The 25,442-nt window shown below is 71.6% G+C and carries 16 protein-coding genes; 8 read left to right on the top strand and 8 right to left on the bottom strand.

Annotation, left to right across the window (positions count from 1 at the left end):
- Window positions 1-79 precede the first annotated feature (79 nt).
- Entirely contained in the window at window positions 80-451 is a 372-nt protein-coding gene (locus LXT23_RS03395; protein ID WP_253978605.1) for a barstar family protein, read from the top strand.
- Between the two features lie 6 nt (window positions 452-457).
- Here the strand turns inward: LXT23_RS03395 and gloA are convergent, their stop codons facing one another.
- The 6 genes from gloA to LXT23_RS03365 form a co-directional block, all read right to left on the bottom strand.
- On the bottom strand, window positions 458-844 hold the full coding sequence (gloA, locus tag LXT23_RS03390; protein WP_253978604.1) for a lactoylglutathione lyase: 387 nt from the start codon (window positions 842-844) through the stop codon (window positions 458-460).
- A gap of 55 nt (window positions 845-899) precedes the next feature.
- Window positions 900-3,224: a hypothetical protein gene (locus LXT23_RS50030; protein ID WP_267146670.1), complete on the bottom strand. Its 2,325-nt coding sequence runs from the start codon at window positions 3,222-3,224 to the stop codon at window positions 900-902.
- Between the two features lie 19 nt (window positions 3,225-3,243).
- Window positions 3,244-3,639, bottom strand: coding sequence for a hypothetical protein (locus tag LXT23_RS03380; protein WP_253978603.1), 396 nt, complete (start codon window positions 3,637-3,639; stop codon window positions 3,244-3,246).
- A gap of 19 nt (window positions 3,640-3,658) precedes the next feature.
- Complete coding sequence (locus LXT23_RS03375) at window positions 3,659-4,888, bottom strand: NAD(P)H-dependent flavin oxidoreductase (RefSeq protein ID WP_253978602.1); 1,230 nt, start codon at window positions 4,886-4,888, stop codon at window positions 3,659-3,661.
- A gap of 131 nt (window positions 4,889-5,019) precedes the next feature.
- Complete coding sequence (locus LXT23_RS03370; RefSeq protein ID WP_253978601.1) at window positions 5,020-5,460, bottom strand: GNAT family N-acetyltransferase; 441 nt, start codon at window positions 5,458-5,460, stop codon at window positions 5,020-5,022.
- 23 nt (window positions 5,461-5,483) lie between these two features.
- The gene (locus tag LXT23_RS03365) at window positions 5,484-8,318 is read right to left on the bottom strand and encodes a TonB-dependent receptor domain-containing protein (protein WP_253978600.1); all 2,835 of its coding nucleotides are present in this window, start codon (window positions 8,316-8,318) and stop codon (window positions 5,484-5,486) included.
- A gap of 180 nt (window positions 8,319-8,498) precedes the next feature.
- Here LXT23_RS03365 and LXT23_RS03360 point away from each other — a divergent pair, with 180 nt between their 5' ends.
- Window positions 8,499-9,074 (top strand): Uma2 family endonuclease, encoded by a 576-nt coding sequence (locus LXT23_RS03360; protein ID WP_253978599.1) that lies wholly within the window; start codon window positions 8,499-8,501, stop codon window positions 9,072-9,074.
- A gap of 42 nt (window positions 9,075-9,116) precedes the next feature.
- Here LXT23_RS03360 and LXT23_RS50025 read toward each other — a convergent pair whose 3' ends face one another.
- Complete coding sequence (locus tag LXT23_RS50025; RefSeq protein ID WP_323378746.1) at window positions 9,117-13,595, bottom strand: AAA domain-containing protein; 4,479 nt, start codon at window positions 13,593-13,595, stop codon at window positions 9,117-9,119.
- A gap of 59 nt (window positions 13,596-13,654) precedes the next feature.
- Entirely contained in the window at window positions 13,655-14,098 is a 444-nt protein-coding gene (locus LXT23_RS03345) for an HIT family protein (protein ID WP_253978598.1), read from the bottom strand.
- Between the two features lie 256 nt (window positions 14,099-14,354).
- On the opposite strand from LXT23_RS03345, the gene LXT23_RS03340 reads away from it, so the two are divergent.
- From LXT23_RS03340 to LXT23_RS03315, 6 genes are all read left to right on the top strand, one after another.
- Window positions 14,355-16,016 (top strand): carboxypeptidase-like regulatory domain-containing protein, encoded by a 1,662-nt coding sequence (locus LXT23_RS03340; RefSeq protein WP_253978597.1) that lies wholly within the window; start codon window positions 14,355-14,357, stop codon window positions 16,014-16,016.
- 263 nt (window positions 16,017-16,279) lie between these two features.
- The gene (locus tag LXT23_RS03335; RefSeq protein WP_253978596.1) at window positions 16,280-18,142 is read left to right on the top strand and encodes an Ig-like domain-containing protein; all 1,863 of its coding nucleotides are present in this window, start codon (window positions 16,280-16,282) and stop codon (window positions 18,140-18,142) included.
- A gap of 199 nt (window positions 18,143-18,341) precedes the next feature.
- A complete protein-coding gene (locus tag LXT23_RS03330) occupies window positions 18,342-18,812 on the top strand; it encodes a response regulator (protein ID WP_253978595.1) in 471 nt (156 codons plus the stop codon).
- A gap of 116 nt (window positions 18,813-18,928) precedes the next feature.
- A complete protein-coding gene (locus tag LXT23_RS03325) occupies window positions 18,929-22,741 on the top strand; it encodes an nSTAND1 domain-containing NTPase (protein WP_253978594.1) in 3,813 nt (1,270 codons plus the stop codon).
- A gap of 268 nt (window positions 22,742-23,009) precedes the next feature.
- Window positions 23,010-23,915, top strand: coding sequence for an ADYC domain-containing protein (locus LXT23_RS03320; protein ID WP_253978593.1), 906 nt, complete (start codon window positions 23,010-23,012; stop codon window positions 23,913-23,915).
- Between the two features lie 212 nt (window positions 23,916-24,127).
- Window positions 24,128-25,423 carry an efflux RND transporter periplasmic adaptor subunit gene (locus LXT23_RS03315; protein WP_253978592.1) on the top strand — a complete coding sequence of 432 codons (1,296 nt, stop codon included), beginning with the start codon at window positions 24,128-24,130 and terminating at the stop codon, window positions 25,421-25,423.
- The last annotated feature ends 19 nt before the right edge of the window (window positions 25,424-25,442 follow it).

Below are 25,442 nucleotides of genomic sequence, written 5' to 3'. Positions count from 1 at the left end.
GTGGCTCGAAGCCGCCTGCGCGCGCCACTTCGCGCGTCCGCAGCCGTGGCCTCCTGACCGCCCGCCGGGAAGCATCATCGTGCTTCAGGGGCGCTTCATCGAGGACCTGAGCTCCTTCTTCTGCTCCATGGGCGAGGCGGTGAATGGCGCGGGTGGCTATTTCGGATGGAGTCTCGATTCCCTGCAGGACTGCTGCGTCGGGGGCTTCGGCGTGGCGCCGCCGTTCATCGTCCGCTGGGAGGGTGCCGCGGCCTCGCGGCGGGCCCTGGGACACGTGGCGCTTCACGAGTGGGCGGAAGCGCGGCTTCTGCGCGGCGACCCTCTCGACGAGGACGGCAAGGCCTGGCTGCTCGGTTGCGCGGAGCAGGCGGCACGGGGTGAAGGAGAGACGCTCTTCGACTTCATCGTCGAGGCCATCGGCGTGCGTGGCAGCACGGTCGAAGAGCGCTGAGGTCGCTCACGTCCCCTGTTCAATCAGCTCCACGCGGTACCCGTCCGGGTCCTCGACGAAGGCGATGACCGTCGTGCCGTGCTTCATGGGCCCCGGCTCGCGCACCACCTTCCCGCCGGCCTGGCGGATGGCATCGCACGTGGCGCGGATGTCCTTCACGCCGAGCGCCACGTGCCCGTACGCCGTGCCCAGCTCGTACTTCTCGACGCCCCAGTTGTGCGTGAGCTCCAGCGCCGGGTGCGTGTCCTCCGGGCCGAAGCCGACGAAGGCGAGCGTGAACTTCCCGTCCGGGTACTCGTGGCGGCGCAGCAGCTTCATCCCGATGACCCGGGTGTAGAAGTCGAGCGACTTCTCCAGGTCGCCAACGCGGAGCATGGTGTGCAGGATTCTCATGCGCGCTTCATAACGCCACGGACGCGCGGCGTCCCGGCACTCCGTACGTGAAGGCTCAGGGCTGTCCACTGGACTGCGTCTTCGGAGGCACGGTGAAGCTGCCCACCTCGACGCGCGCCTCGTGAAGCGGCTTCCCGTCCGTCCCGAACGCGCCGATGCGCGAGCCATCTCCGCCGGCGTGCCACAGGCCCACCAGCAGCTTCCACTCGCCGGCCTCCCAGTCCTTCGTGGACACGGCGAAGGCGTCGCGCAGGAGGACGTCTCGCGGCGCATCGCGGAAGAAGAAGGTGCCACCCACCACCGCGTGGTCCGCGCCCTTGCGCTTGCCGTCGGGGCCCGGGATGTGGACGAAGATTCCGGCCGAGCGGGGCACCGGCCCCGTCACCCGCCAGTAGAGCACCACGGGGACGATGCCCTCTGCGTCCGGCGCCGCGGGCACCTCCGCCGCCACCAGCTCCACCGGCACGTCGAAGCGCGCGCCGAAGGGCCGAGCCTCCGGAGGCAGCGACGCCACCAGCATCCGCACGCCATCCGGCCCCCGAGGCTCCGCGCGCGCCACCGGCTCCTGCCAGGCCAGCAGCAGCGCGGCCCACACGAGCACCGGCACGGAGGCCACCATCAGCGCCGTCGCTCCCAGCCGCTGCTCCCGGGCACGCGGGCGCCGCGCGACGAAGGCCAGCCCGGCCCAGGCCAGCACCGACACCAGCGCTCCGCCCAGGCCCGAGCGAGGCAGGAAGCTCAGCACCACCTGGTGTGCACCCTCCGGCACGCGCACGGCCAGCAGCCCGTCGCGCGAGACGACCTCGCCCACCGAGGACTTCCAGCCCGGGTGCCAGTTCTGGTTCACCAGCAGCACCGTGGGACGTGACGCCGCCACGTCCACGGCCACGCGGTTGGGCGTCCACTCCACGCGGCGCGCGGTGCCGGCCGACGCGTCCTCCAGGTACTCCTCCTGGGGCAGGTCCCCGCGCAGCCGCTCGGACATGGGCACCGGCCACGCCTCGCCGCAGGCGATGGAGCCGCGGTTGAGGGCGAGGAAGTACCCCTGCGCCCAGCGGTTGCCACGCGCCTGGGCGAACGGCTGCTCGGACTCGGGAGGCGTGGGCGGGGGCTCCGCCACCATGGGGGCCCAGCGCGTGAGGTTGCGGAACGCGTGGGCCTGGACGCCCCAGCCCGCCATCATCACCCCGCACACCACCACCGCGGACAGCCACCACCGGGAGGCATGACGGGGCGCGCGCAGCGAGCGCACCAGGAGCGCGGCGAGTCCCAGCGCGGCCAGCTCGGCGATGAAGAGGCCCGCGGGGACGAGGAAGCGCTCCGGGTAGCGCAGCGTCCCGAAGATGGGCAGCAGCCGCAGCCCGGCGAACAGCGACGGCTTCACGGAGTACCCGGCCGCCATCCACACGCACAGCGTCGCCAGCACGGTGGGGTACAGCGCGCGGCGGCGGCACAGCGCCACGGCCACGGGCACCAGCGCGAGCGCCACGGGCACGAGGTAGAAGTTGCCCGGGTCGCTGTGCCCGGAGCGCGCGGGGAGCTGGAGCAGCATCTTCGCCAGCGTCTCCAGCGAGTGCCCCGGCGTGCCCGCCATGACGCGCGGCGAGGAGCGCATCGTCTCCACCAGGGGCCACAGCCGGAAGGCGCAGGCGCCCAGGGTGAAGAGGGCCGTGGCACCCAGCGCCCACAGCGCCCGGAGCCGAGCGGGGCCGCGCAGCCGGTACAGCGTGCGTCCGGACTCCAGCGCGACGAAGAGGGCGCCCATGGGCACCGGGTACGTGCCGCCGAAGCCGAGCAGGAACGCGAAGATGCCGGCCACCAGCACGGCGCCGGACACGCGTCCCTCCGCGGCGCGCCGCGCGCCCAGCATCAGCCAGGGCAGCAGCAGGAAGCCGGCGAAGTTGAGCCAGCCGATGGACCACGACAGCGCGGTGAAGCCCGCGAGGCCGAAGAGCGGCGCCGCCGCGAGCGCCCCCACCGCCGAGCCCACGCGCCGCCGCGCGTAGCGGAAGAAGCCCTCCATGCCGAGCACGAGGAAGGCCCACAGCGCCACCGGCTCCGCGCGCCGGGGGCCCAGCGCGGCGGACAGCAGCAGCGTGGGAGCCGCCACGCGCGTCTGCGGGCTGCCCAGGGCGTACTGGCCACCGCAGGACCAGGGGTTCCACAGCGGCAGCTGCCCGTAGCGCGTCAGCGTGCGCGAGCCCGCGTCCTCGTACGCGTTGAGCAGGTGGGCGTCGCGGAAGTCATTCAGTCCTCCGGCCACGGTGAGGGGGCGCCAGCAGGCCACCAGCGCGAGCACGGCGAAGAGGGCCAGGCGCACGCTGGTGAGGGAAGCGGCGCGGTGGGCGGCGCGGAGCAGCCGTCGGGGCAGGGGCGTCATGGAGGGCGGGCGCCGGAGCTCAGTCGTAGAAGGGCCGTGGCTTGCACGGGCTGGCGGTGGCTTTGCGGGGCGGGACGACGGGCGCGGAGGAGTGCAGCTCCGCGTCGATGGCGCCCAGCACGTCCGTCACGGGCACGCCGCGGCGGTGGGCCTCGTCCACGGCCCACCGGCGCTCGGAGGCGCCGAAGTCGTCGTCCTGGGACCAGTGGTCGCCGGGGAAGGAGTGGCGCGAGGCGCGCCGGCGCGCGGGCTCCTCGGCGGCGGCGGCAAGGCCCACCTGGGCGCGCTCGGCGTCGGACAGGCGCCGCTGCGGTGGACGGACGTCGGAGGTCGCGGCGCGCACCACCGCGGTGGCGCCGCACAGGCCGAAGACGAGCCATCCCAGGAGTGTCGCGCGCCGCCGGTGCGTGCCCATGGGGCGCTCCTACTCCAACTCAGCCCCGGTCGTCCTCCTCGGTGTCGCCTTCCAGGCCGTGCGGATCCGCCAGCACCCGGCGCGCGCGCTCCATCATCTCCACCACAATCTGCCCGGCGGGCAGAATCCCTTCGATGCGGGCGATGCTGGCGCCACTGGCCGGCATGGCCATCTCCTCCAGGTCGCCCTCGGTGTCGGGCGTGGGCACGAAGGAGCAGAACTTCGGCATGGTGAAGGGCGCGTCGCCGCCCGGGACACCGGGGAACAGCCGGGTGACGCCGATGGTCGCCGGAGGCGGCGGGGGCGTGGGGAGGCGGTCCTCGCGGCCGGCCCACTCGCGCACCACGCGGTTGCGCAGCACGCGCATGCGCACGCCGGGCCACTCGGGTCCGAAGAGGGTGGTGACGTCGGTGTCGCCCGCGTCGCTCTCCACCAGCCGCTCCTTGTAGCCGGGGTGCGCGTGGGCCTCCACGGACGCCACCATGCGGGTGCCCACCCAGACGCCGTCGGCGCCGTGGAAGAGGGCGCGCGCCACGCTGAGCCCGTCGGCGATGCCACCGGCGGCCAGCACCGGCCGCTCACCCGCCAGCGCGCGCAGCTCGCGCACCAGCTGCAGCGTGGGCTGGCGGCTCCGGTTGTGCCCGGCGGCCTGGTGGCCCTGGGCGATGAGGCCGTCCGCGCCCAGCTCCAGCGCCTTGCGCGCGTGCTCCACCGAGGGCACCTGCAGCCACACCTTCGTGCCCGCGGCCTTCAGCGCTCGCACCCAGTCCGCGGGCGGCAAGTCCCAGTGGAAGGAGACGACGGGCACCCGCGCCGCGATGCACACGTCGATGTGCTCGCGCGTGGTGAAGTCCTGCCCGCCCGCGTGGGCGACGACGAAGTTGACGCCATACGGGCGCTTCGTGCCTGCCTGGATGGCCTGGAGGCGGGCGCGCAGCATGGGCGGCGGCTCGGGGGCGGCACCGAGCATGCCCAGGCCTCCCGCCTCGGACACGGCGATGACCAGCGGCGGCAGCGCCACGAAGGCCATGCCGGCGTTGACGAAGGGATAGTGCACCCCCAGCTCGCGCGTCAGCCGCGTGTGCAGGGTGTTGCCTTCCATCACCTGGATGGGGCGGGGCCGGGGCCCGTCGTCGGCGACATCGGACTCTGAACCGATGTCCTCCTCGTGCTCGTCTCCGGGCGGGCCCGCCGTGGGGCCGGTGCCGCGGGAAGAGGGCGGGGAACGTCCATCGTTCGGTCCGTTCATCGGATCTCCTGGGAGGTGGCGCGCTGCTGCCGCCCGGGAAAGGTTATCAGCATCCCTCGCCGGTGAAGTCCCAGGGCCTGATGGAGCCTCCCGGGCTGGTTGCCGGGTGACACAGACGCAGCGGGTTCCCCCTATGCGAGCGTCTTGCGCATGTGCCGATGTGGAATTCCCACCTCGCTGAACGGCTCGCCATGCACGGCGTAGCCGAGGCGCTCGTAGAAGGGCACGACGGGCGCGCGGGCATGGAGGTGGACGTGGGTGAAGCCCCGGCGGCGCAGCTCCTCTTCCAGGGAGCGCACCAGCCGGGCGCCCAGTCCCTGGCCCTGAAGGTGGGGGGCCACGGCCATCTGGAAGAGCCGGCCGCCGTGCGCGTCCTCCGGGTTGAACAGGACACAGCCCAGCACCGTGCCGCCCTGGTGGGCCACCAGGTGGAAGCTGTCCGCCTCGAACGGAAAAACCACCTGCGCGCGGGTGTAGCCGAGCGGCTCGCGCAGCACCCGGAAGCGCAGCTCCAGCTCTCCCTCGTACAGGGCGTGGCCGGGTTGGATGAAGGACAGCGCGGTGTCGGACATGGCGGGGACTTCGGGACGGGGCGTCAGAAGGTGCCGGTGAGCTGCAGGGTGAAGGTGCGGCCGTACTGGGGCACGGGGGCGATGGAGTTCTCGTCCGACACCGGCAGCGTGTACCGGGTGTCCAGCAGGTTGTGCACGCCGGCGAAGTAGCGCAGGGGGCCGTAGTCCCCGGAGAGGCCGAAGCCGACGAGCAGCGCCTCGCCGTTGTCCGCCCCCCCGACCCCGGTGGCGCGGGCGCTCTGGTAGGTGGCCTGCGTGGCCACCCGCATGTCCCCGGCGCCCACCGGCAGCAGCAGCCGCCCGGACACGAGGTGCGCGGGGGCCGCCTGGGCCACCTCCTCGGAGGCGTTGCTCAGCTTCACGTACGAGTAGCTCAGGTCCACCAGCAGCCAGCGGCCCGGCTGCCAGTGCACGCCGGCTTCCGCGCCCCAGGCCAGCGTGGTGCCGTCCGCGTTGACGAAGCGCAGGCAGGGCGCGCCGTTGCACTCGGGGGACGGGCTGGCATCCGTCTGGAGCTGCACCAGGCTGGAGATGCGGTTGTGGTAGCCGGCCACGGTGAGGCGCAGCTCGTCCGTCAGGTCGTGCGAGTGCTCCAGCTCGAAGGTGGTGATTCTCTCCGGCTCGAGGTCTCCGGCGGCTCCCTGGGAGATGCCATCCGCGTAGTAGAGCTCGTAGACGTTGGGTGCGCGGAAGGCGCCGCCGGCCACCAGCTTGGTGAGGCCCGCGTCATACGGCCGCGCGATGAGGGCCAGGCGCGGCGTGAGGGGCGTGGTGTCCAGGTCCAGGTACTTGTCCAGGCGCAGGCCGGCGGAGACGCTCAGCCGCGGGTGCAGCTTCCACTCGTCGAGCAGGTAGACGGAGACCAGCGTGCGGTCCTTCGTCTCCAGCGGCTCGCCTCCCGCGGTCTGCCTCACGCGCAGCTGGCCCTGGCCTTCGATGCCCAGGGTGAGGCGGTTTCCCTCGAAGAGGCCCATCTGCGCGCGGGCCTCGGCGGTGACCCAGTCGGCCGAGCCCTCCTCGGTGTTGGGCCCGCCGTCCTCCTCCGGGTACACGTAGGTGCCCTCGTAGCGGCTGAGGTCGAACGCGCCGCGCAGGGACAGGCTGAAGCGCTCGGAGAAGGTCTTCTCGTAGCGGGCCTCGGCGAAGGCGCGCAGGTCCTCCACGACGTTGCCCTCGGTGCCGGGCACGGTGCCGTACGGGGCGGTGGGCAGCTCCTTGGTGCGCACGTTGAACTGGGCCAGCATGGAGAAGCCGCCCAGGCGGGCCTTCACCGAGCCGGTGGCGGCGCGCTCCGCGTCCAGGCCGGTGATGATGGGGCCCTGCTCGCCCAGCCGCGTGGTGTCCGCGCCGGACGCGCTGATGGCCGCGGCGCTCACCAGCACCGAGCGGTCTCCGTCCTCCCACGCGGCGGTGGCATGGCCGTGCGTGGTGCCCAGCCCGCCCACCGCGCCGGTGACTTCCAGGCGGTGGTCGGGGCCCAGCGACTCACGGGGCACCACGTTGATGACGGCGAAGAAGGCGCCGGTGCCGTAAAGCGCGGAGCCCGGGCCTCGCACCACCTCGATGCGCTCCACCTCCTGGAGGTCCACGGCGAGGTCCCGGGCGGCGTAGCCCTGGCCGGCCCAGACGTCGTTCATGGAGTGGCCGTCCCAGAGGATGAGCACGCGCGTGTTGAGGTCACCCGGGGGCGAGAAGCCGCGCACGCCCAGGTAGGTGTACGTCCGGTCGTCGGTGAGGAAGATGCCGCGCACGCCGGAGAGGGCCTCGGCCAGGGTGCGCCATCCGAAGGCGCGCAGCTCCTCCTGCGTGAGGACGGTGGTGGAGGCGGGGGCGTCGTCCACGGACACGAGGCTCTTGGAGGCGGCGCGCACGGGGGGCGGCGCGTAGCGCAGCTCGGCGTGGACCTTGACCTCCTGGTCGGCGACGACCGTCACTTTCTGCCGCAGCGGGCGCACCTCGCGGCTCTCGACCTCCAGCGAGTGCTCACCTTCCGGGAGGGTGATGACGGTGGGGGTGAAGCCGGTGGGCTTGCCGTCCACGCGCACGGCGGCGCCATCGCGGTTGGCGGTGACGACGAGCCGGCCGGTGGGGCGGTCCTGCACGCGCAGGGACACGGCGAGGGGCACGTTGCCGTCGGCGGGCACGTCCACCACGTACTGGCTGGGGGCGTAGCCGGGGGCGCGCACGTACAGCACTCGCTGGCCGGGGGACAGGCGCACGCGTCCGGGCACGGTGCCGATGACGGGGCCGTTGAGCGAGTCGCGCACCTCGGCGCCGTCGGGGGTGCCGGACAGCTCCACGCCACCGGTGATGAGGGCCAGGTCGAAGGTCTGCTCCGCCTCGCGGCCGCGCACGAGCGAGACGATGGCTTCGGCGGGGCGGTAGCCGTCCTTCTTCACCATGATTTTGTGGCGGCCGGGGGACAGCGCGAGCGTCTGCGGCGAGCGGCCGCGGCTGCCCAGGTCCATGCGGTCCACGTAGACGTCGGCGCCCTTGGGGTTGGTGGTGACCTTGACGAGGGCCACCTTGGGGCGCAGGCGCTCCACCGAGCGGGACACCTCGGCGGCGTCCTCGGAGGGCAGGTCCTCGGTGAGCAGGTCGTTGTAGTAGCGGTACGCCTCGTTGAACTTGTTCAGCGCCTCGAAGCAGCGGGCGATGTTGAAGAGGACGTTGCGGTTGGGCACCAGGCGGTAGCTGGTGAAGTAGGAGCGCAGCGCCTCGGCGTACTGCCCCTTGGCGTAGGCGTCGTTGCCCAGCTCGAAGGCGATGTCCGCCTCGTCCGCGTTGTTATCCGCGAGCACGGGGCTGGACAGCAACAGCAGCGACAGGACGAGCAGGCCAGGGCGGGAGGGAAGCATGGGGCGGTGACATTCTTCCCTCTCTGGAAGGGCAGGTCCATGGGTGCCTCCAGTTGTCCGTCCGTTGTCAGACCCAGCGGGTAGGAAAGGATGGACACGCAGTGAGGGGTGGGGTTCCACTCCCGGGAGGCAGGGGGAATGATGGAGGGGCAGGGGGTCGTAGGTGAGAGGAGCGAGGGAATGGGCCAGGAGACGAAGCGTCCGGCGACCTATGAGGACCTGATGGCGCTGCCCGACCACGTGGTCGGGCAGATCATCGACGGTGAGCTCATCGTCATGCCGAGGCCGGCGAGCCCGCATGCGCGGGTCAGCTCCTCACTGGGTGGTGAGCTGTACGGTCCGTTCGAGCGAGGGCGTGGAGGGCCCGGGGGGTGGCACATCCTGGACGAGCCAGAGTTGCACTTCGGCGACGACGTCCTGGTTCCTGACCTGGCAGGCTGGCGTAGGGAGCGCATGCCTGACATGCCGAGGGCGCCGTTCTTCACGCTGGCACCGGACTGGGTCTGCGAGGTGCTCTCGCCGTCCACGGCGGCGCTGGACCGGGTGCGGAAGAAGCGCAGCTACGCTCGCGAAGGAGTGAATCACGTGTGGCTGATAGACCCCGAGGCACGCACGTTGGAGGTGTTCCAACTGCAGGACGGGCAATGGATGCAGCGGGGGATGTTCTCCGATGACGAGCGCGTCCGGGCCGAGCCCTTCGAGGCCTTGGAACTGGAACTCGGAGTGCTGTGGCTCCCGGAACCCCGGAAGCCATGAGGCGAGGCCCGGCCCCCTGCTGAGCGGCGGGCCGGGCACCCGTCAGTGCACGACGGCGCGGGAGGTGCCGGTGGCCTGGGCCGTGGCGGGCTCGCGCATCAGCTTGTCGCCTGCGGACTGGAGGACGCGGTTCGTCGCGCCCTCGGGGTCCCGGAAGAAGTGGGGCGTCCACATGCGCACCAGCTTCCACCCCTGGCCCTCCAGCACGGCGGTGCGGAACAAATCCCACTCCACACGGTCGGCCGTCTTGGGGTAGCGCGTGCCGTCGCACAGCACGCCCACGGTGACGTCGCCGGGCTGCGCGGGGTGGTGCAGCGCGAGGTCCACGCAGAAGCCGTCATTGCCCCAGTGCACGTCGGACGAGACGCGGTGCTCCCGTGCGAGGTGTCCGGCCAGTGCGCGGGCGAACGCCGAGCCTGCCGCCGTCTCCCGCTCGAACACGGCGGGCTCGCGGGGACGCGGCGCGTCCGTGTGGGCCACGGGGGCCCGCGCCTCCTGGGCGTAGCTGTCCGCCACCGCCTCCGCGAACTGGAGGTAGGCGAAGAGCAGCCAGCCTCCGTTGGGCTGCCGGCCCGACTCCACGGGAGGCAGGGACAGGTAGGCCTCGCGGGGAATGGAGGTAACGAGGTGCACCTGCTGCCGAGCGCGGGTGACGAGCACGTTGAGGCGCCGGCCTCCGCCCGCGCTGCCGAGCGGACCGAAGCGCCGGTAGAAGCGGCCCTGCCGGTCCGGACCGTAGGTGGTGCTGATGATGAGGTGGTCCCGCTCGTCGCCCTGGACGTTCTCCAGGTTCTTGACGAAGAGCCCCTCGAACGAGCCGGCGCCCCGCCGAGCGCGCGCCGCCGTCAGCCGTGCCGCGAAGGTGGCGTCCTCCGCGGCCAGCGTGTCGAGGACGTCGGTGATGGCATCGCGCTGCGCGAGGTTGAAGCAGGCGATGCCGATGGACGGAGGCTCGGGGCGGGCGAGGAGCTCCTTCACGAGCTCGCCCACGGCGCGGGCTTCCACCAGGTTCACGCGCTTCTCGTAGGTGCCGCCCACGGGCAGCAGCCGCAGCGGGGCGTGAGGCGCGCGGTGGGATGGGTGCGCGGGGATGGCCTGGAGGCGCTTGTCGTAGAAGTGGTCGTTGCTGAAGGCGATGAGGTCCGCGTTCTGCGAGCGGTAGTGCACGTCGAGGTAGCACTGGTCGATGTCCAGGTTGAGGGCAGCGGACAGCAGGTCCTCGACCTCGGCCTGCTGTTCCTCGAAGAGGCCCTGCTCCGTCTCGGCCTCCAGCTCCTGGCTCTGCACCACGGCGGACTCGAAGAAGCGCGTGGGTGGGAGCTGCTTCGGGTCTCCGGCGATGACCACCCGCTTCGCGCGGGTGAGCACCGGCAGGGCCTCTTCCAGTCGGCACTGCGAGGACTCGTCGAAGATGACGACGTCGAAGATGGGGAGGCGCGGGAAGATTTGCGCCACCGTCTGCGGGCTGGCCATCCACACGGGGCGCACGTCGAAGAGGGGGTCTCCGCCTTCGATGCCCTGGCCGGTGGCGATGACCTGCCGCACGCGCATCGCACGCTCGCCCCGGAGCATCAGGCGACGGCGCAGCTCCGCGCCCTGGCCGTTGAGCCTGCCGCCCGTGCCCGCGAGCAGCCGCTCTCGCTGGCGCTGCGTCCACCGGTGGACGAGGGCATCACGCACGAGGGCGCGCTTCTTCTCCTCCAGCGCCCGGTAGCGCGAGTGCGCGGCCTGGATTCTCTCCGCATCGATGTGCTGGAGCGCCGGGTCTTCCCGCAGGCGTGCGGACACCTCCGCCGCGAGCGTCGCCTTGAGCACCGCGCGCCAGCCGCCATCCACGTCCGCGCCCTGGCGGGCCAGTCCTTCCACCGCGGTTTCCAGCGCGGGAGGCATTCCGGCCAGCAGCGAGCGCAGGCGCAGCATCCCCTCCACCGTGGACAGCCGGGCCTGGAGGGCCGATGCGACCGAAGACAGCTTCGCGCCCGCGCGCAGCTCACGGGAGCGGGCCGAGAGCCACGACGAGGAGAAGAGGCCCGCCTCGGAGAGCCGCGCCTCCACCCGGGCCACGGCCTCTCCGCGCGCCGCGGACTGGCGCAGACCGGAGAGCACGGGCGCCCCCGCGAGTGTGCCGAGCACGGCCTCGCGGCAGGAGGCAAGGAGCGGAGCCTGGTGCAGCTCGCCGAGCAGCTCGAAGAGGGCGGCGTGCGTCCGGAGGCTGCGGGACAGGGCGTCGTCCGTGAGCGACTCGGTGGCGCCGGGAGCGAGCGTGGTGCGGTGATACTCGGTGAGCAGCGCTCGGGCGCGAGCACCGGTGAGGAAGCGGTTGACGCGCTCGGCGGTGGCGACGCCCAGGGTGAGGCCGAACTGCTGGAGCACCCTGCGCGCGCCGGCCTTCCGGGCGAAGTAGAAGAAGGCGTACCACTTGCGAGCAATGTCCAGGTACGTGCCCAGCGCCGCCAGCGCCACGGACAGCGCGCCGAGCGCCTGGGGCTGCTCGCGGTGGACCAGCGTCAGCTCCGTGTCGAGCGGCCCCTCCGCGAGCAGTCGCGCCTGGGGCTCCAGGCCCTCGAGCTGGGCCTTCGCCGCGCGCACCGCGTCGGGAGTCGCTGACGCCCAGCGGGCGAGCATCTCGGGAGGGGTCGTCTCCAACAATGGAGCCAGCTTCTCGGCGAAGGCCGCCCGCGCCGAGCCCTCCGCCCGAGGGTCCGCACCGAAGGCGGGCACGTCGGGAGACGCCACCGCATCCGCGTCGCGAGCGGCATCCACGACGGTCCCCAGGCGTTCGCGGTACGTGGCCACGGGCGAGGCGAGGTACGTGGCCAGGTCCACACCCAGCGCCTCGCGCCAGGGGTTGTCGGGGTAGCCCTCCCTGCCACCGCGCTCCAGCACCTCGCGCACCTCGCGCTCGCGGGGCGTCACGTCGGCCAGTCGCGAGGAGGCGAGTCCCGCCACGGTGGGCGCGAAGGCGGCGGGGGACTCCAGGGAGAACCACTGGCCCACCAGCTCGTGGAAGGAGGGTGTGGTGCCGCCGGCGGGACGCTCGGAGAGGGCGCGCTCGGAGGCGGTCAGCTCGTCATGGAGCGACTGCAGCTCTGCGTCCACGCGGGACAGCTCGGAAGTTACGGCCGCGTCGGTGCGGGTCTCGGGCAGCGAGTCGAGCTGCTCGCGGATGCCCATGTAGAGGTCGCGCTGGTCGCGCTGGGCGTCATGCACGACGGCGCACAGGTTGCCGAGGCCCAGGTGGTCCAGGCGGTGCTTCACGACGTCCAGCGCGGTGCGCTTGTCACAGACGAGCAGCACGCGCTCACCGCGGGCCAGGTGGTCGCCGATGGCGTTGGCGATGGTCTGCGACTTGCCGGTGCCCGGAGGCCCATGGACGACGAGTCCCCGGCTGCTGCGGGCAAGCCGCACCGCGCGGGCCTGGCAGGGGTCGGCGACGGTGACGAGCCGCTCCTCGGCGGCGCGCTTGAGGCCCTCCAGCCTGGGCTCGCCGCCCCCGTGGCCCGTGGGCGCGCCGAGTGACACATCCACGCGGAGGAAGCTCTCCAGCGGGCCGGAGATGGGCTCACCGTCGACCAGGGCCCGCATGTCATCCACGAGGCTCTGGTTGGACAGCGGATACAGCCCGAGCACGGCGCTGGGAAGGATGCCCGGCTGGGCACCTTCGTCGCCGTCCGAGCGGGGCACGGGGGCCAGGGGCGTGGTGGCGGTGAAGGGGGCAGGGGCGGGAAGGTCCAGGGCCCTGGCCACGGCGGCGACCAGCTCGTTCAGCTCGCGCCATGGGTCGGCGCCCGTCTCGTCCGCGAAGAGCTCGCCGAAGCGCTGGCCGGTCTGCTGCTCCACCCAGGCGAGCAGCGCGGTGTTGGGCGCGACGCGGTCCACGCCCTCCTCGGCGCCCTCGAGCTCCACCGAGGGCGCACGCCCCTTCTTGAGGGTGAGGCGCACCGGTACGAAGGCGATGGGCGCGAGCACGCGCCGGGTGCCGAAGCCGCGCTTGTCCCTGGCGCCCGGGGGCAGGTGCAGGAGCGGGAAGCCCACGTGCAGCACGTGCGCCCCGGTGTCCTGCTCGAAGGTGCGAGCATCCTCGACGATGGTGGCCAGCTTGCGCAGCAGTGCCTGCTGTTCCAGCTCGGCGCGGTTGGGCGCAGCGGCGTCGACCTCATCCTCATCCAGGTCCGTGGGGCTGGTGAGCGAAGCGGTCGCATCCGGAGTGGCTGCGGCGTCATCGAGTGATGAGGAGGAGCGCGCCGGGGCTCCACTGGAGCGGGGGCCACGGGCAGGTGCCTTGTCGGCTCCGGCCTCGGGCATGGGAGGCTTCACCGCGAGCCGGACCGAGGCCTTTTCACCGAGGAGGGTGGCCAGCACGGTGTGGGGTGGGGTGCCGTCCAGGCGGCTCAGCGTGGCGAGGTCCACGCGCTGGCGGCTGTGGTGGGGGCGGCAGTTGAGGCTCGGCCCGGACGCGAGCGCGGCGTAGAGCCGCTCGAGCATCTTCTCCAGGACGCGGTTGCGGGGCTCGGACGGCACGAAGGCACCTCTCGACGGGAGGGAGGCCGCTGTCTACCACGCGGCCGGGGGACGGCGACTCAACGCGCCAGCGCGGCGGCAAGCAGGCGGGCAGCGGCCTCCAGCTCCTCGGCGGGGAGGTGGTCGGCGGAGGTGGCGTCGAAGGCGGCGCGGCCCCAGAGACGCTGGGGCGTCTGGGCGAAGCGGGGCACCAGGTGCAGGTGGAAGTGGCGCAGCACGTCGCCGATGGCGAAGGCATAGGCGTGCTCGGCGCCGAGCACCTCCCGCTGTGCGCGCATCACCCGGGCGGCGAACGGGCCCATCTCATGCGCGGGCTCCTCGTCCAGGTCATACCAGGCGCGGACATGGCGCTCGCTGGAGATGACCACCCAGCCGGGCACGGGGCTCGGCCCGGCGATGCCATGCAGCACGAGTCCCGGAGCCCGGGCGAGGACCCCTCCCACGGGACGGGTGTCCCCGCGCACGATGGCGCAGCCAAGGCATGGGTCATTCACGTCCGACATGACCTCACCCTAGCAGGCACTCTCACGCTCAGGCTCTCAACCCACGAGAAGCGGGTCTCGGCTGACCTCGCTGATGTGGAGCGAGCGAGCGGCGGAAGCTGATCCGAATCGGAGCGAGCGTGACGGGGGAGGTAGGTCGGCCAGAAGTCGGAGGGTGGCCGTCTTGACGTGATGGGCCCAGGTCGGAGAGTGTCCGCCCGACGCCCTTCCAAGTGTTGGGGCGTCAATATTTGGGGAATTCCATTTAAAGGTGGGGATGATGAAGAAGCATCTGGTGTTTGCCGTGGTGCCGTTCCTGGCGCTGGGCTGTGGCGAGGATCTGAAGGACGAGAACGGCGACGGCATTGCGGACGGCGTGCGTGAGCCGGACAGCGTGACGGTGGTGACGCCCGCGAACCCGAAGGGCACCGTCTCGGGCCAGGTGCTGGGCACGAACCTGTCGGCGCTGGGCGACGTCTCGGTGGAGATGACCATCGGCAGCTCCGACGAGCCGGTCGCGGCGACCACGGATGCGAAGGGCAACTTCGAGTTCAAGGACGTTCCAGCGGGCGCCCAGGTGCTGCTGACGTTCTCCAAGGGTGGCTACGCCACACTGCGCGCCAGCTCGACGGTTCCCTCGTCTGCCGGCAACGTGCCCATCAACAACGGCAACGCGAGCTTCGGTCCCATCACGCTGGCGAAGCTGGACGGCACGATGAACTTCCTGGTGGTGCGGCCGGACGGCCGTCCCGCGGCTGCCGTGAAGGCGACGCTCGAGGCCACGCCCGCGGGCTCCATCGTCCTGTTCAACAACGACAACACCACGCAGGTGGTGAGCACTGTCGTCGTGGAGGCCGAGTCCGACGCCCAGGGTCTGCTGACGTTCAGAGGCATCCCCTCCGCCACGGAGCTGGCGCGCCTGGACAATGGCAATGGCCGGTACAAGCTCTACGTGTCCCCGATGGATGTGGACACCAACGGGATTCCGGAGACCGGAGGCTTTTTCAGGGAGTATTACGGCTCGGAAGTCGTCGCGAACAGCACCACGCGCCTGATTCCCCTGCCCTTCACGCGGCCTTCGGGTGCGGCGCTGAACGTCGAGAGCAGCAACGTGGGCAGCCTGCGGGGGGCCACCGACACTGACCCGCTGGGCAACATGGTTCGTCCGGGCGACCCCATCCATCTGTTCTTCAACCAGCCGGTGCAGCCCAACTCGATGCTGGCCCGCCTGACTGACGAGTCTGGCCGGGAGTCGCTGAGCCTCAACGTCGCCGTCAGCAACCATGGCTACAGCGCCACCCTGACTCCGAGCGCTCCGCTGGTGGATGGCCGGGAGTACAACGTGGACCTGCGCGCTGTGTCCGCGGAAGGTGGCAGCCTCTTCACCCGGACGGGCTTCTTCTTCGCGGGTGATCCGGCGAGCGCTCGGGCTGTCACCATCCAGGAGATTCGCTACCAGGAGACCTCGACGTCATCGACGCAGATCAACCCCGGTGAGCGCATCTACATCACCTTCAGCTCCCCGATTGCCCGAACCTACGGCGCCAGCGCCTACGTCCAGGTGTTTTTCGATGCGAACATTGCCGATGCCAGCGCGACCTCCATCAACGACATCAGCGATGTCCCGGGCGAACTGGGTAACCCGGTAGGCTTCGATCTGTTCATTGACGAGCCGTTCGCGCCTCTCCCGACCCGTACCCCGGCGGAGACTGCCCCCTTCGCGATTACCGCGTCTAACTATAGCAGCCGCTACTCCTTCATCTACAACGGCTCCTTCCCCTTGAGTCCGAACAACCTGCGGATTCATGTCTCCTTCGACAAGCTGGCAAGCCGCAGCTCGGGAAGCACCAACGGCGTCTACGAGAGCGTTTGGGGTCAGCCCATCACCAGCAATCTGACGGCCAGCTCAGTGGCTACTCAGCCTGTTCCGGCTCAGTGACCTCAAACCGGGGTTGAGCTTCCAGTCATGAGTGGTGTGGCGCCCTCGTGGAGTTTCTCCACGGGGGCGCTGCTGTTCATGCCCTTCCAAGAGAAAGTCAGTGGAGAGATGGTGTCCGGGAATTGGGACACAGGTCTCATTGCTGAATCGGCTTCCTGGACCCGCTTTCACCTCTTGCGCTGGAACCCACGGTAATCCCAGGGGGCCCCACGCTTTCAGTTCAAATCAGTCCTGGAACAACGACTGCATCGTCCCGCCGCGCCATGCGCTTTCTCCAACCCATTGTCGTGTTCGCGGTTTTCCTTTCCTGGGCTTGCATCAACGTCCCGGAAGTCGTGCAGGTTCCGGAGACTCCCGATGCGGGCGAGCCGGACGCACATCTCCCGGACTCAGGTGCGCCCGGCTCGGGCCCGCAAGACCTGACCGTGCAGTTTCACAGCTCCCGGACCATCACCAATCGTGAGGTCCTGCTCAAGGTGACACTGTCCGGAGCTAAGCCCGATGAAGTCGAGTTGCTCGTCGACGGAGTGGCCGTTGCGACGCTGACGCCTCCCTACGAGCTGCGTTGGGACACCCGGTCCATCTCAGAGGGTGAGCATGTGCTCGCTGTCCGAGCGACGCTCGGGGAGCGCAAATTCACGAGCGACTCGCGGAACCTCGTGGTGGATCGGACACCGCCCCGGGTCATCTCACAGATGCCGATAGCGGGCTCTCGCACGGTCTCGATTCATCAGACGATTCAAGCAACCTTTTCCGAAGCCCTCGACGCCAACACCGTCAGCGCGGACTCCGTAAAGCTGCTGTCTCAGGCGGAGAAAATGGGAGTGGAGGTTTCCTTGTCGCCCGAGGGAACCTTCCTGACCCTGCGGCCTGGTTCTCCGCTTCCTGTCGACACGGCCCTGTCCGTGAGCTTCGACAACTCGGTGACGGACCTGGCGGGAAACCCCCTTCAATGGTCCGAGCAGGCCTGGGAATGGACGGTGCCGGGATACATCCCCCTTGGGACACCGCTGGCCTACAGCCCCGACGGGGATGGCTCACTGTTCTACTACTCTCTGCAAGTTCCTACGGCGGAGCGCCCCGTTGTCGCCTGGGTGAGTGGAGGGCCTCTGGGTGAGAATTACGGTGTCCACGTCTCGCGCTGGAACGGCAGCAACTGGGAGCAACTGGGGCGCGTCCTGGACGCGAATCCAGGATCCACCCATCCATCGGGTTGCTCGCTTCAAGTGGATGCCGGCGGACAGCTGTTCATTGCCTGGACGGAGGGTACTGAGTCCGGGATGACGCATGTACATGTCCGTCGCTGGAATGGCAGTGACTGGCAAGCGGTAGGCGCGCCTGTCTTGCCCCTGTCATCCAATGCGGGTCTCAATCATTTCCAATTCGATGTGAACAAGACAGGGAACATGATTCTTGGGCTCTTCGAATCTGGAGGAAGTGGCTCCCAGGTTTCCGTCTGGCACTGGAGTGGGAGTGGTTGGTCCGTGTTGGGAGGCGCACTCAAGGTCAATCCAGCCTGGAATCTCTCCAGCATGCAGGTGCAGATAGATGATGCTGGCAGGGCTGTGGTGACCTGGAGCGAAACGGAGTCCAGCGGTGTTGGAACCCCATACATGCGGCGATGGAATGGGTCTTCCTGGGAAGAAATCATCATGCCATTCCAGGGTCACTTAGGTTACCCAGGGGTGTTGGCGCTGGATGGCTCAGGCAACCCGATTCTGGCACGGACGACTTGGGACGGAGCCGCCGGAACCGCCCTACATGCTCACGTCTGGCGGTGGGATGGCAGCTCGTGGAGCGCGGTGGGCCAACCCTTCGGAGGGCTCTACCCTGGAGTGACGGATGCCCGAGTCGGCACATGGGGCCTCGACGATGAGGGGCGCCTTCTCACCCTGCTCGTTGAGCCCGAAGTCCCGGGCGGCGCTGCGCACCTGTATGTGCGGCGCTGGACCGGAGCCACGTGGGAGCCGGTAGGTGGCCTGCTCAAGCCGAATCCAGGAGCAAATCAAATCGTGCACGCGACGCTCGCCGTGGACCCAACCGGTCAGCCCGTACTCGCCCGAATCGAGCAGACCGACAGCCAGCCCTATAAACGACGCATCTACATCTACACGCCCAACGACTGAGCCTCCAGGCCGTGCTCCACCGGGAGCGGCGGCTCGGCCCGGAGGGTGTCACCCGGGACTGGCCCCGCTCCCGCGTTGTCCACTGGACGATTCATGGCGCCGCGGGCCGACACGTCAATCGGGGGGTGGGGTGGGCGCATTCGAAGGGTCGTGTATAGATTACATGCCGCCCTTTCCCCACACGTGAGGCGTCGGTTCCATGAAGCGAACGGCGATGACAGCCCTGCAAGAAGAGGCGCCCTCCAGTGCCGTCCCTGCGCCCGCTGGCAACAAGACGCGTGTCCTCGTCGTCGACGACTTCGATGACGCGCGGGAGATGTACGCCGAGTACCTGGAGTTCGTCGGCTTCGAGGTGGACACCGCCCGCAACGGCGTGGAGGCGGTGGAGAAGGCCCAGGACGGGGAGCCGGACATCATCCTGATGGACCTGTCCCTGCCCGTCATGGACGGCTGGGAGGCCACGCGCCTCATCAAGCAGGACTCCCGGACGCGAGACATCCCCGTCATGGCGCTCACCGGCCACGTGCTCGCCGGCAACGCCGAGCATGCCCGGGAGGCCGGCGCGGACGAGTTCGTCGCCAAGCCGTGCCTGCCTCAGGACCTCGAGAACAAGATCCGCAACATGCTCAAACCCAGCAAAATCCCGGGGAAGGGCAAGCAGGGGGGCTGAGCCAGGCAACACCCCCACTGCCCGGCACCGGACACTCCATGCGCCTCTGTGCCCCGGGCCACCGTTCCCGACCCCGCCCGGTTGACCCCTGGCGGGGGGTTTCGTAGTCACCCATTGTGGGCACTCCCGCCGCCTCCCCGCCGCAGGACGCGTGGACTCCTCCGCGGGAGTTCGACGAGTACCGCCTCGTCCGGCCCATCGGCCGGGGGCGGACGGGCAGGGTGTACCTCGCCCACGACACGCTCCTCGAGCGCCCGGTGGCGGTGAAGTTCATCCCCGCGCTCGGCTCCAACGCCCTGGCCCGCTTCCTCGTGGAGGCCCGCGCCGCCGCCCGAATCCAGCACCCCAACGTCGTCACCCTCTACCGGGTGGGACAGCTGGAGGAGCAGCCCTACCTCGTCTCCGAGTTCATCCGCGGGGTGAGCCTGGACCGGCTCTCCAAGCCCCAGCCCTGGGAGCGGGTGCTGTCCATGGGCAGGGACCTGGCCCGGGGCCTGAGCGCCGCCCACCGGCGCGGGGTGCTGCACCGGGACATCAAGCCCGGCAATGCCGTGCTCACCGAGGGCGGCGAGGTGAAGCTGCTCGACTTCGGGCTCGCCAAGCTGCTGGACTCGGCCGCCGAGCCGGGTGAGGCCGCCCCCCGTGCCAACGCCGTCCCGCCGGAGCTGCCCGAGCACCTGGACCCGGAGGCCAGTCCCAACTTCGCCGCCCGCTCGCTGGACGGCGTCTTCCTCCCCTCGCTGCCCAGCGGGGCACTGGTCGGCACGCCCTACTACATGTCCCCCGAGGCCTGGGCGGGCGAGGACCTGACGGCGCGCAGCGACGTGTACTCGCTCGGCGTCGTCCTCTACGAGCTGTGCGCTGGAAAGGGCCCCTTCCGCGACGTGCCCTGGCGCGAGCTGCCCCAGGTGGTCCGCACCCAGGACGCCTGTCCGCTAATCCAGGCCGCGCCGGGCGTGGACGCCACCCTCGCGGGCATCATCGACCGCTGCCTGCGCCGCGAGCCCTCGGAGCGCTACGCCTCCGCCGCGCAACTGCTCGAGGCCCTCGAGGGCCTGTCCCGCGAAGACGCCCCCACGGACGTGCCCGAGGGCAACCCGTACCGCGGCCTCCAGGCCTTCGAGGCCGAGCACCGCGCCGTCTTCTTCGGCCGGCGCCGCGAGCAGCGCTCCGTGGTGGAGCGGCTGCGCGCCGAGTCCTTCCTGCTCATCACCGGCGACTCCGGCGTGGGCAAGTCCTCGCTGTGCCTCGCTGGCATCCTCCCCGCCGTCGCGGAGGGCGCGCTGGAGGACGGCCGTCGCTGGCACACCGCGCGGCTGGTGCCGGGCCGCCGGCCCATGGCGGCCCTGGCCGCCGCGCTCGCGCCGCTGCTGGAGACGGAGGAGGAGCCCCTGGCCGAGGCGCTCCGCGCCGAGCCCGCCTCCCTCGCCCGCCGCCTCCGCGCGAAGCTGGGCGCCCGCGACGGCCTGCTGCTCTACGTGGACCAGCTCGAGGAGCTCGTGACGCTCGCCCCGCCGACGGAGGCGGGCCAGGCGGGCCAGGCGCTGGGGAGCCTCGCGGAGGGGGCCACCGGGGTGCGCCTGCTGGCCACCGGCCGGAGCGACTTCCTCACCCGCCTCACCTCGGTGCCAGGGCTGGGCGCGGAGGTGCCGCGCGCGCTGTACCTGCTGCGCGCCCTGACGCCCGAGGAGACGCGGGAGGCGATTACCGGCCCCGCGCGGGTGAAGGGCGTGCGCTTCGAGTCCGAGGCGCTGGTGGACACGCTCGCCGCCTCGGCCACCGCGGAGGGCGGGCTGCCGCTGCTCCAGTTCGCGCTGGCGGAGCTGTGGGAGGCGCGCGACGCGGCGGCCAGCGTGATTACCCAGGCGGCGCTGGACTCGCTGGGCGGCGTGGCCGGCGCCCTGGCGCGGCACGCGGACGCAGCGGTGGCGCGGCTGCTGCCGGACCAGCGCGCGGCGGCGCGAGGCGTGCTGCTGCGGCTCGTCACCGCGGATGGCACCCGCGCGCGCAAGACGGACCGCGAGCTGGTGGGCGACGACGCGCGCTACCGCGCCGCCCTGGAGGCGCTGGTGCACGCCCGCCTGCTGGTGGCGCGCGAGGCGCAGGAGGGCACCTCCTACGAGCTGGCCCACGAGGCGCTGCTCTCCGGCTGGGGCACGCTGGCGCGCTGGCTGGCGGAGGCCGCCGAGCGCCGCGAGGTGCAGGCCCTGCTGGAGGCCGCCGCGGCGCACTGGGAGAAGCTGGACCACGCGCGCGAGGCGCTGTGGGGCCCGCGCCAGCTCGCCGAGGCGAAGGCGCTCGACGCGGCCGAGCTCACGCGCCGCGAGCAGGACTTCCTCCGGGCCTCGCGCCGCACGGTGGTGCGCAGCCGGCGGATGCGGCAGGCGCTGGCGGCGGGCTTCGTCCTCTCGCTGGCGCTCGTCTACGGCGGCCTCAAGCTGCGCGAGCGCTGGGGCCTGGACTCGCAGGTGCGCGCCGAGCTGAAGGAGGCCTCTGTCGCCCTGCGCTCGGTGGGCCAGGAGCGGGAGGCGCTGGGCTCCGAGCGCGCCGAGGCCTTCCGCCTCTATGCCAGTGGCCGCAGGACGGACGCGGACCGGCTCTGGGGCAAGGCGGGCGCGCAGGCGGCGGTGGTGCGCCACCGCTATGACTCCGTCGCCGGCCGGCTGGAGCGTGCACTGGCCCTGGCCCCGGGCCGTCCCGACGTGCGCGAGGCGCTGGCGGACTACCTCTATGAGCGTGCGATGTGGGCCGAGGAGGACGGTGACGTCCAGGCACTGCCCACGCTGCTGCAGCGGCTGAAGCTGTACGACACCTCGGGCGCGCGCTGGCAGCGGTGGAACGCGCCCGCGCGCCTCACGGTGGAGGCGGGAGTCTCTGACGTCGAGGTGGAGCTGCGGCCCCTGCGCCGCGACGCGAAGGGCCAGGAGCAGCCGGGCGAGCCGCTGCCGCTCGTCGCGGGCCCGTGGGTGGACGTGCAGGTGCCGCCGGGGCGCTACCAGCTCTCCCTGCGCGCGCTCGGCCACGAGCCGGTGGTGCAGCCGGTGCTGCTGCGTCGCGGCGAGTCGCGGCGGCTCACCGTCCCGCTGCCACGCGCCGGGACGCTGCCGGAGGGCTTCGTCTTCGTCCCGCCGGGCGAGGTGCGCTTCGGCAGCGCGGCCGAGGCCAGCGTGCGCGAGTTCTTCAACGCCGTGCCGCTGCACGCGGTGGACGTGCCGGGCTTCCTCATCTCCCGCTTCGAGGTGACGTACGCGGACTGGCTGCGCTTCATCGAGGCGCTGCCACCGGAGGCGCGCGCGCGGCACCTGCCTCGCGTGGGCACCGGCGGGTACGCGGGGCTGCTCGTGCTGGAGCCGGTGGACGGCACCTGGCGGCTGCGCCTGCAACCCGGCAGCGAGGCCTACGTCGCGCGGGCCGGCGAGAAGCTGCGCTACGCCAACCGCTCCCGCCGCGCGGAGCAGGACTGGCTGCGCTTCCCCGTCAGTGGCGTCAGCTTCGCGGACGCGGAGGCCTACGTGGCCTGGCTGTCGCAAAGCGGCGGCGTGCCCGGGGCGCGGCTGTGCTCGGAGCTGGAGTGGGAGCGCGCGGCCCGGGGCGTGGACGGACGCGAGTACCCGCACGGCGAAACGCTGGGCCCGGACGACGCCAACATCGACACCACCTACGGCAAGCAGCCCGGCGGCTACGGCCCGGACGAGGTGGGCAGCCACCCGGCCTCGCGCAGCCCCTTCGGGGTGGATGACCTGGCGGGCAACGTCTGGGAGTGGACGCGCTCGTGGCTGGAGCCCGGCAAGGCAGTGGCGCGCGGCGGCAGCTACGCGTTCGCGGCCACCTCCGCGCGCGCCACCAACCGGGAGCTGCCGGAGCCCACGCTGCGCGACGTGACGGTGGGCCTGCGCGTGTGCGCGGACGCGCCCGCCACGCAGCTCTGAGCCGCCTGTCCGCCCGCCCTGTAGTTTCGACAGGGCTCCTGCGTGGACGGACGGAAGAATCCCGGCCCCACCCTACCGTGCCAATGCACTGCCCAATCGGGAACGATGCAAGGGCCCGAGAGGACTCGCGTGGCTTGCATCCAGGGGTGTGGCTCCGAATCTTGCAAGGCATGGGGCGGGGTAGGGCCGGGGAGGTCGGGTCATGGGTGTCGCGCGGATGGTTCAGGCAGTCGTCGTTGCGTGTGGGCTGGCAGGGTGTGCGGGCGGAGTGACGGAGCCCGAGACGCCCACGCTGGAGACCCGCGTGGCGGAGCTGGCCTCGCCCAACGGCCGTGGCCTCAATGGACGGGGCCTCAACGGCCGCGGCCTCAATGGCGCCGAGCTGGGCGGCCTGCTCGTCTCGGTGGACTTCGCGGGCGTGCGCAGCGCGAGCTCGGTGGATGACCCGATGAGCGCCGTCTGGCTGCAGGGCAGCGTCTTCCATGGCCTCGAGGCGGGCACGCAGCGCTCCGGCCAGGACTTCCTCGGCGCGCGCTTCACCGGGAACCTCGACAACGGCGCCAAGGTGGAGCTGCGCGTGGACGACATCCAGCCGGGCACGGGCACCGACGCGGACGTGTGGAGCTACCGCGTCTCCTACCGCGACACGGCGTCCGGCCTCTGGAAGCCCGCCTGCACGGCCGCGGATGGCTCGGCGGTGGGCGCCATCGCCGTCGACGCGAGCTGGAACTACCAGGAGGGCGTGGCCGGCGGCGGCGCGCGGTTCGACAGCCCGGGCGTCTTCACCTTCGCGTGCGAGGGCGCGGCCATCGCCAAGTGCGTGCGCTTCGGCTACCGGCCGTGGGGCACGACGGCGGACGGGCGCAGCCTCGCGGACCACCACCAGGCCTGCACGCGCATGGTGCGCGCGGACTTCTGCGGTGACGGCACCTCGTACACGCAGGACGGCAACTGGGTGAACCTCTACGACGCGGTGGGCGTGCAGACGGACAGCGAGGCCTGGCGCTTCGAGGCCGAGTGGACGGCGGATGGCGCCTCCTGCTTCTCGGCGAGCACGCGCGCCGGCAGCCAGCCGGTGAGCTGCCCTGCGAAGGCCAACGTGACGGCCTGCGGCGAGCGCACGCACTTCCGCAGCGGCACGCTCCTCATGAGCGAGGTGCCGCCCACGCTGTAGACAGTCGCCTCCCGGACACCGCCACCCCGACAGGAGCAGGTGCCCGGGTTGCGCTCGTCCGCATGGCTGCTCCGCTTCCGGGCAGCGGCCACCGCGTGTCGTCGGGGTGCGGAACGACACCCTGTGCGGCTACCCGAGGCAGGGGGCCGACACCATGGTTAGCCGGCTCGCCGGGGCCGTGGTCCGGCGGGGTGGACGACGGGAGACGCGCCGTGAGACGAGCGCACGACATTGGCAGGACGCGACGCTGGGGCCTCGGGGCACTGCTGCTCGGTGTGACGTGTGCCCTGGCCGGGTGCAAGAAGGGCTCGGATGCGGCAGCACCGCCTCCGGAGCCGGTGGTGACGCTGGGGCAGGAGAACGTGGCGCGCGCCGAGCTGCGCGAGCTGCAATCCGGCCCAGGCATCTCCGGCACCCTTCAGGCGCGCACGGCCGCCGCGGTGCGGGCCGAGGTGGGGGGCACCATCCTCGACCTGAAGGCGGAGCAGGGCCAGGTGGTGCGCAAGGGCGAGGAGCTGGCGCGCATCGAGGATGCGACGCGGAAGGACCAGGTCATCGCCACGCGCACGGCGGTGCGCTCCGCCGGCAGCGCGCTGCAGGTGGCGCGCGCCGAGGAGGAGCGCAGTGCGAAGCTGGCGAAGGAGGGGGTCATCACCCCGCGTGACCTCGAGCGGGCCCAGCTCGGGGTGGCGCAGGCCGAGGGGCAGCTCGCGGAGGCCCGCTCGCGGCTGACGCTGGCCCAGGAGCAGCTGGCCCGCTCGCGCGTCGTCGCGCCCTTCGATGGTGTGGTGAGCGAGCGGCAGGCGAGCGCGGGCGATGTCGTCCAGCCCGGCGCGCCCCTCTTCACGGTGGTGGACCCGCGCACGCTGCGGCTGGAGGCCTCGGTGCCCGCCGCGCAGTTGGAGCAGGTGAAGCCGAACACCGAGGTGCGCTTCCAGGTCACCGGCTACGGAGACCGCGCCTTCACCGGCAAGGTGGAGCGCATCAACCCCGTGGTGGACCCGGCCACCGGCCAGGTGCGCATCTACGTGGCCATCCCCAACACGGACCTCCAACTGCTGGCGGGCCTCTTCGCGCAGGGCCGCGTGGCCTCTCGGTCCGAGCGGGGCATCGCCGTGCCGGTGGATGCCATCGACGACTCCAACGGCGGGCCCTCGGTGCTGCGCGTCCAGGGCGACCGCGTGCAGCGGGTGCCCGTGAAGCTGGGCCTGCGGGACGACGTGGCGCAGCAGGTCCAGGTCAGCTCCGGGCTTCAGGCCGGAGACGTGGTGCTGCTCGGCTCTGCGAGAGACCAGGTGGGAGAGGACTCGCGCGTGAAGGTGGACCCGCCGCGGCCGGACGCGAAGCCCGTGGAGGCGGATGAAGGGCCGGGCGTCGGGGGCTCGGAGGCGCCGCCTGCACGGCAGCCGCCGGGAGCCCAGGGCGCGGCTGCTCCGCCCGCGCAGCCAGGTCCGCCCGCGAGGGCACCCCAGGGCGCCGACGAGGGCGCGAAGTCTCCGGCGCCCTGAGGCCGCCTCCGTCCACTGC

Origin of the sequence: Pyxidicoccus xibeiensis, assembly GCF_024198175.1 — a bacterium.
GTDB classification, from domain to species: domain Bacteria; phylum Myxococcota; class Myxococcia; order Myxococcales; family Myxococcaceae; genus Myxococcus; species Myxococcus xibeiensis.
Note: the sequence above shows the minus strand (reverse complement) of the source record. Positions and strands in the feature narration are given on the sequence as shown.